We start from the raw sequence: 9,312 nt of genomic DNA on the forward strand, positions 1-9,312 counted from the left end.
GGCGCGCGCTGGCGTGACGTGGCGACGATGGTTAGCCACAGGGGCAGCGTGGTGTGCGGGACATCGGTCAGCCTGAAGCCCATGCCGAAAGCTCCTCGTCGGCCTCCGCAGTTGCGTGGTCGGGCTTGGCGTCGGAGGGCATCCGGTGGGCCTGGCCCCGTCGGACGTCGACAAGGACCGGCTCGGCGTGCGGCAGCACCGCGTCCATGTGTCGGGCCATCAGGTGCAGGGTGGCGAGCACCGACTCATCGCTCGGCGGGATCTCGTCGAAGTGCAGGCGAACGGCCTCGGCGCGACCGTCGGCGTGGCGTACCCCGAAATGGGGGTTGATCTTGACTGGGAGGTCGCCCAGCATGGCCAGGGCGTCGCGGGTGTGGGCCAGGTCGAGGGCGGCCGGATCGCCGAGGGAGTGCAGCCAGGCCGTGGCGCCGGGCACCAGCGCCTGGTAGAGCGGGCGCCAGCGGGGCTTGACCACGTCGACCACGCCGGCCAGGTGGGTGCCGCCGGTGTGGAAGGCGATGTCGGCCTTGAGCGCCTTGACGAACGGGCCGTGCGGGTTGAAGCCGGAGCGGCTGGCGCGCTGCTTGCGCAGGCCGCCCACGAAGGTCGCCTTGGTGGGGCCGGTGCGGTCGACGTAGCGGGTGAAACCGAGCAGTGTGGCGTAGGGGGTGAGGGGCGTGGAGGCGGGCGCGGTCACGGGCGTCCTCCCAGTCGTAATCCTGCAGGTCAGGAACTCGATTAGTACATACATTCTAATCGACACCTCTGACATCGCCCAGCGAAAACGACGGTGCGGAAGACGCGACAAAGGGGGCCGCCCGGCGTACGGACGGCCCCCTGTCGGCAGGACGGCTAGAGCTGGCCGACGTCGGTGATGCGGACGACCGCCGCGCCTACCTCATCCGAGGCAACCAGGTCGATTTCGGCGCTGATGCCCCAGTCGTGGTCGCCGTCCGGGTCGTCGAAGATCTGCCGCACGGTCCACCGCTCCCGACCCTGCTCGATCATGAGCAGCGCCGGTCCCCGGGCGTCCGGCCCGACGCCGATCGAGTCGTACGCCTCGAAGTACGGCGCGAGGGCGTCGGCCCAGGCGTCGTAGTCCCAGCCGTCGGCGGCGTCCAGCTCGGCGAGCAGGTCCCAGCGGCGCAGCGCGGCCAGCTCGACCCGGCGGAACAGCGCGTTGCGCACCAGCACCCGGAAGGCCCTCGCGTTGCGCGTCACCGCCGGTGGCCGGTCGGTGAGGGCGGCGTGCGCCTGGGCCACCTCGGCCACGTCCGACGGGTTGCGCAGCCGCTCCCACTCGTCGATGAGGCTGGAGTCGACCTGGCGGACCAGCTCGCCCAGCCACTCGATGAGGTCGATCAGCTCCTCGGTCTTGGCGTCCTCGGGCACGGTCTGGCGCAGCGTCTTGTACGCGTCGGCCAGGTAGCGCAGGACCAGGCCCTCCGAGCGGGTCAGCCCGTAGAACTGCACGTACTCGGTGAAGGTCATGGCCCGCTCGTACATGTCGCGGACGACGGCCTTGGGGGAGAGCTGGTGGTCGGCGACCCACGGGTGCCCCTGCCGGTACATCTCGTACGCGGCCTCCAGCAGCTCGGCCAGGGGCTTCGGGTGGGTCACCTCGTCGAGCAGTTCGAGGCGGGCCTCGTACTCGATGCCCTCGGCCTTCATCGCGGCCACCGCCTCGCCGCGCGCCTTGAACTGCTGCGCGGAGAGGATCTGCCGGGGGTCGTCGAGGATCGACTCGATCACGCTCAGCACGTCGAGCGCGTACGACGGGGACTCGGCGTCGAGCAGCTCGATGGTGGCCAGGGCCAGGGGCGAGAGCGGCTGATTGAGCGCGAAGTCGAGCTGGAGGTCGACGGTGAGGCGGATCCGTCGGCCGGTCTCGTCCGGCTCGGGCAGCTCCTCGACGACCCCTCCGGCGCGCAGCGCCCGGTAGATGGCGATGGCCCGGCGGATGTGCCGGCGCTGGGCGGCCGGCTCCTCGTGGTTGTCGGTGAGCAGGTGCCGCATCGCCGTGAACGCGTCCCCGGGGCGGCCGATGACGTTGAGCAGCATCGAGTGGCTGACCTGGAAGCTGGAGGTCAGCGGCTCCGGCTCGGCGTCGACGAGCCGGTCGAAGGTGGGCTGGCCCCACCCGATGGAGCCCTCCGGCGGCTTCTTGCGGACCACCTTGCGGCGCTTCTTCGGGTCGTCGCCGGCCTTCGCGAGGGCCTTCTCGTTGTCGATGACGTGCTCGGGGGCCTGCACCACGACCCGGCCGATGGTGTCGTAGCCGGCACGCCCGGCCCGCCCGGCGATCTGGTGGAACTCGCGGTTCTTGAGCAGCCGGGTACGGACGCCGTCGTACTTGGACAGGCCGGTGAACAGCACGGTGCGGATCGGCACGTTGATGCCGACGCCGAGGGTGTCGGTGCCGCAGATGACCTTGAGCAGGCCGGCCTGGGCGAGGGTCTCGACGAGCCGGCGGTACTTGGGCAGCATGCCGGCGTGGTGCACACCGATGCCGTGCCGGACCAGCCGGGACAGGGTCTTGCCGAAGCCGGAGGTGAACCGGAAACCGCCGATCGCCTGGGCGATCATGTCCTTCTCGGCGCGGGTGCAGACGTTGACGCTCATCAGCGCCTGGGCGCGTTCCAGCGCGGCGGCCTGGGTGAAGTGCACGACGTACACCGGGGCCTGCTTGGTCTCCAGCAGCTCCTCGAGCGTCTCGTGCAGCGGCGTCATCGCGTACGAGAAGATCAGCGGGACGGGCCGCTCGGCCGAGCGGACGACGGCGGTCGGCCGCCCGGTACGCCGGGTCAGGTCGTCGACGAACCGGGTGGTGTCCCCCAGGGTGGCGGACATCAGGACGAACTGGGCCTGCGGCAGCTCGATGATCGGCACCTGCCACGCCCAGCCCCGGTCGGGCTCGGCGTAGAAGTGGAACTCGTCCATGATCACCTGGCCGACGTCGGCCTTGGCGCCCTCGCGCAGCGCCAGGTTGGCCAGGATCTCCGCCGTGCAGCAGATGATCGGGGCGTCGGCGTTGACGCTGGCGTCACCGGTCAGCATGCCGACGTTCTCGGCGCCGAAGACCTCGCAGAGGGCGAAGAACTTCTCCGACACCAGCGCCTTGATCGGCGCGGTGTAGAAGGTCGTCCGGCTGTCCGCGAGGGCGGCGAAGTGCGCGGCGATCGCCACCAGGCTCTTACCCGAGCCGGTGGGCGTGTTCATGATCAGGTTGGCGCCGGAGACGATCTCGATGACCGCCTCCTCCTGATGGGGGTAGAGGTCGAGGCCGCGCTCCTTCGCCCAGCCGGCGAACGCGTCGAAGAGGGTGTCGGGGTCGGCGCTTGTCGGCAGCGCGGCGGTGAGCGTCATATCCCGTCCATGGTGCCTGGATCATGCCCCGGTACGCCAACCCGGCCTCCGGCGGACCCCCGTGCGGGCCGGCCCGTCACCGTCGGCGGTAGATCAGATCGGCGACCGGCCGGCCGGCCGTGAGCGCCCGCCGCTCGAACTTCGTCACCGGGCGGTGCGCCGGACGCGGCGCGAAGCCGCCGTACGTGTCCACCAGCTCCGGGTCGGCGTCCAGGGTCTCCCGCATCGCCTCGGCGTACTCCGCCCAGTCGGTGGCGCAGTGCAGCGTGCCGCCCGGGACCAGCCGGGAGCGCAGCAGCGCCACGTGCGCCGGCTGGATGATCCGCCGCTTGTGGTGGCGGGCCTTGGGCCAGGGGTCGGGAAAGAAGATGTGCACGGCGTCCAGGACGCCCTCCGGCAGGCCGCTGACCAGCTCCAACGCGTCACCCTGGGCCACCCGGACGTTGCCCAGCCCACCACGGTCCACCAGGTCGAGGAGGTTCGCGATTCCCGGCGTGTGCACCTCCACCGCCAGATAATCTCGATCCGGGTCAGCGGCGGCCATCACGGCGGTGCTGTCGCCCATCCCCGAGCCGATCTCCAGCACCACTGGCGCTCGGCGACCGAACAGTTCGGCCAGGTCGACGGGCTCGTCCGACACGTCCAGGCCGTAGCGGGGCCACAGCCGGTCCAGCGCGTCGGTCTGCCGGCCGCTCATCCGGCCCCGGCGGGGGTGGAACGTGCGGATCGTCCGGCTCGCGGGCGGGACGGCGGGGTCATGTTCGGTGGCGGTCACAGCGACCCGAGCGTACGCGACGCCGCCGGCGGATCGGATGTGATGTGCGACCGGAAATGAGAGGATCCAACTGGTACGGCAGGCCGGGCGGTCCGCTGCCCGGCACGCCCACACGGCGTCGAGAGGGGGCATCGTGACAGTGACCCGCGGCGGTGTGACCCTGTCGGTGCTGACCGTCCTCGCCGGCCCCCTGCTGACCGCCGCGCCCGCGTTCGCCGTGCCCGCGCCGGCGGCGGTTGTGCCTGTGGCCGCGGTGGCCGGGGCGGCGGGGCCCGCGCCTCAGCCCGGAGCGCCGAGCGGCCAGCCGCGACCCAACCCGCCGGTGGACATCTTCGTAGAGGTGAGCCCCAGCACCGTGCAGCCCGGCTACCTGGTGGGCATCCGGGCCAGTTGCCGGGACAACTGGGTCGGCGCCACCGTGGTCTCCGACGCGTTCGGCGCGATCGGCGTACAGCCGCAGAATGGCCTGCTCACCGCCGCGCCGATGGTGCGGGAGCGCACCCGCCCCGGCAACTACCGGGTCAAGTTGGAGTGCCGCGACGGCGAGACCGCCTCGACCATGCTCCAGGTGGTCAAGAAGGTGCCGGCGTACCCGAGTCGCGGCCCGGCCACCGGCTTCGGCGGCGGCGCCGACGGCATGACCGGCAAGCTGCTGCTGTCCGGCGGAGCGGCGTTGACCGTCACCGGGCTGATCCTCGCCGTCGTGGCGCTGCGCCGGCCACGGACCGTCCGAGCCGCCGCGCGCCGCTGAGCCCGCCATGGAGATCTTCCGCCCCACGCCGCCGCCACCCGGTTCCCGTCCGCCGCCCGCCGGCCGTCCCGCGTCGCCGCCCGCTGGTGCGCGCCCATCGCCCGCCGGTCGTCCCGCGTCGCCCCCTGACCGGGTACGACTGCCTGTGGACGACGGCTGGCTGGACTCCGACGGCCCGCTGGATCCCGAACGCCCGTCAGGGGCCGCCCGTCCAGCAACCGCCGCTCGCCCGGCGGTTGCCGCGCGCCCGCCGACCGCCGTCGCGCCTCGGCGTAGCCGCCAGTCCGGCCGAAGCCCCTGGTCGGTGCCGCTGGCCGTGGTGCTGGTGCTGGTCGGCGTCTTCGCCACCGGGGCGGGGCTGGGCCGCTCGGTCGGGCCGTTCGACCTGGCTCCGGCCGGGGGTGACCGGCCGGCCCGCAGCGAGTCGGTCGGGTTGTCGGCCAGCCGTCCGGTGCGTCTCACGGTCCCGGCGATCAAGGTGGCCGCGCCGGTGGCGCCGGTCGGGCAGGCCCGGGACGGCTCGATCGCCGTACCGCCGCTGGAGCGGCACAACGAGACCGGCTGGTACGACCGCGGGCCCACGCCCGGCGAGCCCGGCCCGGCGGTGATCGTCGGACACGTGGACACCAAGAGCGGCCCGTCGGTCTTCTACGACCTGGGCCGGTTGAAGCCCGGCGACCTGATCGAGGTGGCCCGGGCGGACCGCTCGACGGTGGTCTTCAAGGTCGACACCGTCGAGCACTTCCCGAAGGACCGGCTGCCCGCCGAACGGATCTACGGCCACGACGGACCCCCCGGCCTGCGCCTGATCACCTGTGGCGGCCAGTTCATCGGCGGCCGGACCGGCTACGCCGACAACGTGATCGCCTTCGCCAGCCTCCAGTCCTCCCGCAAGCCCTGACCTCGCCGGGCTTGATCCACGAGATCGGCGAAGTCGTGCTGTCCCGGCAGCGCCGACACCCCCACATCGCCGAACCCGAGTGGATCCACTACCGCGTCTCAGCTCAGGAAGTCCAGGAGGCCCTCGGCGGGGAAGGCGTCCTTGACCTCCGGCCAGGTCTCCAGCATGTAGTCGACAAGCACCTCGGGCGTTGCGGCGATGAACCGCTCGGGCACCGGCGCCGGCGCGGCCAGGAAGGACCAGACCCAGTAGGACAGGCTGCACCTTGTCGGCGCGGTCGTACACGTCCCCGATGGGCACGACGTCTATGACGGCCAACCGGGTGACGACGTCCGGCGCGTCGAGCGCGAGGCGGTACGCGCACCGGGCTCCGCGATCGTGGCCGACCAGGTGGAACCGGTCGTGACCCAGGCTCCGCATCACCTCGACCTGGTCGCGGGCGATGGCCCGCATCCCGTACGGCTCGTGGTCGGCGTGCTCGGCGGTGTGCTGCTGTCGCCCCAGCCCCGCAGGTCGGTGGCGACGACGGTGAACTGCTCGGCGAGCCGGGGCGCCACCTTGTGCGTCCGTGGATCGTGGCGCCGGACGTGTCGACGTCGAACTCCTCGAACCCCTCGAACATGGCCGGACGCTATCAGCGCAGGTCGCCGCCCGGTCGGCATTCGGTCGAGCCCAGGATCGGCAGGCCGTCAGGGCTGGGGGACGTGCAGGGCCACCTCGAACTCCAGGAGGCTGGCGCCGCTGGAGACCGGCGGGCGGGGCTTGTCGCCGGGTGCGGTGGCGTGCGCGGCGCGCGCGGGGCCGGCGGCCCACGCCTGGTACGCCTCCTCGCTCTCCCACTTGGTGTAGACGAAGTAGCGGGTCTCGCCGGCCACCGGCCGGAGCAGTTCGAAGCCGAGGAAGCCGGGGGAGTTCTCCACCGCGCCGGCCCGTGCGGCGAACCGCTTCTCCAGCTCCGCGCCGGCGCCCGGCGGAACGTCGATTGCGTTGATCTTCACGACTGCCATCTGCCCACCCTAGCCAGCTCAGAACGTCTCGACCGCGGGCACCAGGTCCGCATCGACCACGATCGGGGCGTGGTCGGAGGGGCCCTTGCCCTTGCGGGCCTCGCGGTCGACGTACGCCGAGCGGACCGCCCGGGCGAACGGCGCGGAGGCGTACACGAGGTCGATCCGCATGCCCTTGTTCTGGTGGAACATGCCGGCGCGGTAGTCCCAGTAGGTGAACGGGTGCGGCCCCTTCATCGGGGTGGGCACCACGTCGGCGAGGCCCAGGTCGCGCAGCGCCGCGAGGGCCGCCCGCTCGGCCGGGGTGACGTGCGTGGAGTGGGTGAAGACGGCCGGGTCCCACACATCGGCGTCGGTCGGCGCGACGTTGAAGTCGCCGCAGACGGTCAGCGGCAGCCCGGCGACCAGCTCCGCCTCCAACGCGTCCCGCAGCGCCGCGAACCAGGCCAGCTTGTACGCGTAGTGCGGGTCGTCGGGCGTCCGCCCGTTGGGCACGTACACCGACCAGACCCGCACCCCGTCGCAGGTGGCGGAGATGGCCCGGGCCTCCGGCTCGGGAAAGCCGGGCTCACCGGCGAACCCGACCCGGACGTCGTCCAACCCGACCCGGGACAGGATGGCCACCCCGTTCCAGCGGCCGTCGCTGTGGCTGGCCACCGTGTAGCCCAGCTCGCCCACCTCGGCCACCGGGAAGGCGCCGTCCGGGCACTTGGTCTCCTGGAGGCAGACCACGTCCGGTCCGGTGCCGGCCAGCCACTCCAGCAGCCGGGGCAGTCGGGCCTTCACCGAGTTCACGTTCCAGGTCGCCAGGCGCATGACTCCAGCCTGCCGCATCCGCCGCCCCGCCGCCGGGTCAGCTGCCCGGGGTGTCGCCGGGACGGGTCTGTTCGGCCAGGAAGCGTTCCAGCTCCGCGCCGAGTTCGTCGGCGGTGGGCAACGGTCCGGCCTCCGCGGCGAGCAGGTTCTTCTCGCCCCGACCCCGGGCGAACGTGTCGTACTGCTCCTCCAGGGCCTGGACCAGGGCGGCGGCGTCCTCGGTCTGGGCCACCTGCCTGTCGATCTCCACCCGGACCACCTCGGCGGCCGAGCGGAGCCCGTCGCCGGGCAGCAGCAGCCCGGTGCTGCGGGACACGGAGGTGAGCAGCACCTCGGCGGCGGCCGGGTACTCGGTCTGCGCCACGTAGTGCGGCACGTGGGCGGCGAAGCCGAGCGCGTCGCGGCCCTGCTCGCCGAGGCGGAACTCCAGCAGGTGACCGACGCTGCCGGGCACCTGGACCCGTTGCAGCCAGGGCTCGTACCCGGCGATCAGTTCGGGGCGGGTGGCGTGGGCGGTCACCCCTGTCGGTCGGGTGTGCGGCACCGCCATCGGGATCGAGTTGAGCCCCACGGTGAGCCGGACGTCGAGTCGGGCGGTGAGCCCGGCGACGGCCGCCACGAACCGTTCCCACTGCAGATCCGGCTCGGGACCGGTGAGCAGCAGGAAGGGGGTCTCGTCGTCGTCGTGCAACAGGTGCAGTTCCAGCTTGGGCGCGTCGACGCTCTCCCAGTGGTCCTCCACGAAGGTCATCACCGGCCGTCGCGAGCGGTAGTCGAAGAGCTGGTCCACGTCGAAGGTGGCGATCGGCCGGCCCTCCAGCGAGGTGAGGAGCTGCTCGCGGGCCAGTCGGCTGGCGTTGCCGGCGTCCACGAAGCCGGTGAGGGCCTGGATCAGGACCGGTTGCCCGAGGTCGGGCAGGTCGTCGGTGAGCTGGTAGAGCTCGTGTGGGTCGAGCACCGGTGCGGACCTCCCTGGAATGTGCCTACTCGGATGCCGACGCGACGGACGGCACCCGGTTCGGGCAACGTACCCGCCATCCTGGTGCATTCCTGCTTCGGGCGATCCGTCGCCCGGCGGACGAGCGTGACCGGACCAATCACCCGATTACGCCACCGGGTGGTCCGGGTCGCCTGAACGGTGGAGTGGTGGTTCCGCCCAAAGGCCGAGTTTGTCGATCATGTCAAGGCCCGCGGTCCGATGTCCCGGGCTGTCGCCGGGCGTGCCGGCCTGCGTGCCCCGCCTGCTTCATCCGGTACGCGAGGTACGTTCCCCGGGCGGGTCGAGGCTTCCCTGTCGTCCACCAGCACACCCCGGATCTGTGGCGAGCGCCACGTGATCACCGTGCGTGATCGGCGGATCGGCCTGCCTAGCCTCGGCTGATGCGTGACGACGGCACCCTCGACGACCCGTACGCCCCGAGCAGCCCCACTGCCGATATGGAGGACGGCACCTCAACCGAACGGACAACCACCGCGAGTCGCCTCCGGGCGTACGCCCGGGACCTGATCGGTCGACGCCGGGCACAGGTGGCCGTGGCCACCGGCGTGGTGTGCTGCCTCGGCCTGGCCGCGGTCGCGCAGGTCCGTGACGACGACGCCGTCCCGGCCCGCGGCGACGCCCGCGCCGGCAGCACCGAGCTGCTGCAGCGCGCCGGGGAGCAGAGCGCGTCGCGGGGACTCGAGCGCTCCGCCACCC

At 72.3% G+C, this 9,312-nt stretch carries 8 protein-coding genes and 2 pseudogenes; 3 read left to right on the forward strand and 7 right to left on the reverse strand.

Features of this window, described 5'->3' with window-relative positions:
• Positions 1-67 precede the first annotated feature (67 nt).
• The 3 genes from FHG89_RS28895 to trmB form a co-directional block, all read right to left on the reverse strand.
• Positions 68-697 carry a hypothetical protein gene (locus FHG89_RS28895; RefSeq protein ID WP_139587572.1) on the reverse strand — a complete coding sequence of 210 codons (630 nt, stop codon included), beginning with the start codon at positions 695-697 and terminating at the stop codon, positions 68-70.
• 155 nt (positions 698-852) lie between these two features.
• Positions 853-3,366, reverse strand: a complete 2,514-nt coding sequence (locus FHG89_RS28900; RefSeq protein ID WP_139587573.1) for a DEAD/DEAH box helicase — start codon at positions 3,364-3,366, stop codon at positions 853-855.
• Between the two features lie 76 nt (positions 3,367-3,442).
• Positions 3,443-4,063: a tRNA (guanosine(46)-N7)-methyltransferase TrmB gene (gene trmB / locus FHG89_RS28905; protein ID WP_244295963.1), complete on the reverse strand. Its 621-nt coding sequence runs from the start codon at positions 4,061-4,063 to the stop codon at positions 3,443-3,445.
• Between the two features lie 208 nt (positions 4,064-4,271).
• On the opposite strand from trmB, the gene FHG89_RS28910 reads away from it, so the two are divergent.
• Together FHG89_RS28910 and FHG89_RS28915 are read left to right on the forward strand one after the other, a co-directional pair.
• The gene (locus FHG89_RS28910; RefSeq protein WP_139587575.1) at positions 4,272-4,892 is read left to right on the forward strand and encodes a hypothetical protein; all 621 of its coding nucleotides are present in this window, start codon (positions 4,272-4,274) and stop codon (positions 4,890-4,892) included.
• 178 nt (positions 4,893-5,070) lie between these two features.
• Positions 5,071-5,793 (forward strand): class F sortase, encoded by a 723-nt coding sequence (locus tag FHG89_RS28915; protein ID WP_425280237.1) that lies wholly within the window; start codon positions 5,071-5,073, stop codon positions 5,791-5,793.
• Between the two features lie 360 nt (positions 5,794-6,153).
• On the opposite strand, the pseudogene FHG89_RS34505 reads toward FHG89_RS28915, so the two are convergent.
• The 4 genes and pseudogenes from FHG89_RS34505 to FHG89_RS28935 form a co-directional block, all read right to left on the reverse strand.
• A pseudogene (locus tag FHG89_RS34505) lies at positions 6,154-6,246 on the reverse strand (alpha/beta hydrolase); the annotation flags it as partial.
• A 236-nt stretch (positions 6,247-6,482) separates the two neighbouring features.
• Positions 6,483-6,800 carry an antibiotic biosynthesis monooxygenase family protein gene (locus FHG89_RS28925; protein WP_139587577.1) on the reverse strand — a complete coding sequence of 106 codons (318 nt, stop codon included), beginning with the start codon at positions 6,798-6,800 and terminating at the stop codon, positions 6,483-6,485.
• Between the two features lie 18 nt (positions 6,801-6,818).
• Entirely contained in the window at positions 6,819-7,616 is a 798-nt protein-coding gene (locus FHG89_RS28930; RefSeq protein ID WP_139587578.1) for an exodeoxyribonuclease III, read from the reverse strand.
• Between the two features lie 37 nt (positions 7,617-7,653).
• Complete coding sequence (locus FHG89_RS28935) at positions 7,654-8,574, reverse strand: proteasome assembly chaperone family protein (protein WP_139587579.1); 921 nt, start codon at positions 8,572-8,574, stop codon at positions 7,654-7,656.
• Positions 8,575-8,996: 422 nt separating this feature from the next.
• Between FHG89_RS28935 and FHG89_RS28940 the strand changes: the two are divergent.
• A pseudogene (locus FHG89_RS28940) lies at positions 8,997-9,312 on the forward strand (peptidase M23); the annotation flags it as partial.

This window comes from Micromonospora orduensis (assembly GCF_006228125.1).
GTDB classification, from domain to species: domain Bacteria; phylum Actinomycetota; class Actinomycetes; order Mycobacteriales; family Micromonosporaceae; genus Micromonospora; species Micromonospora orduensis.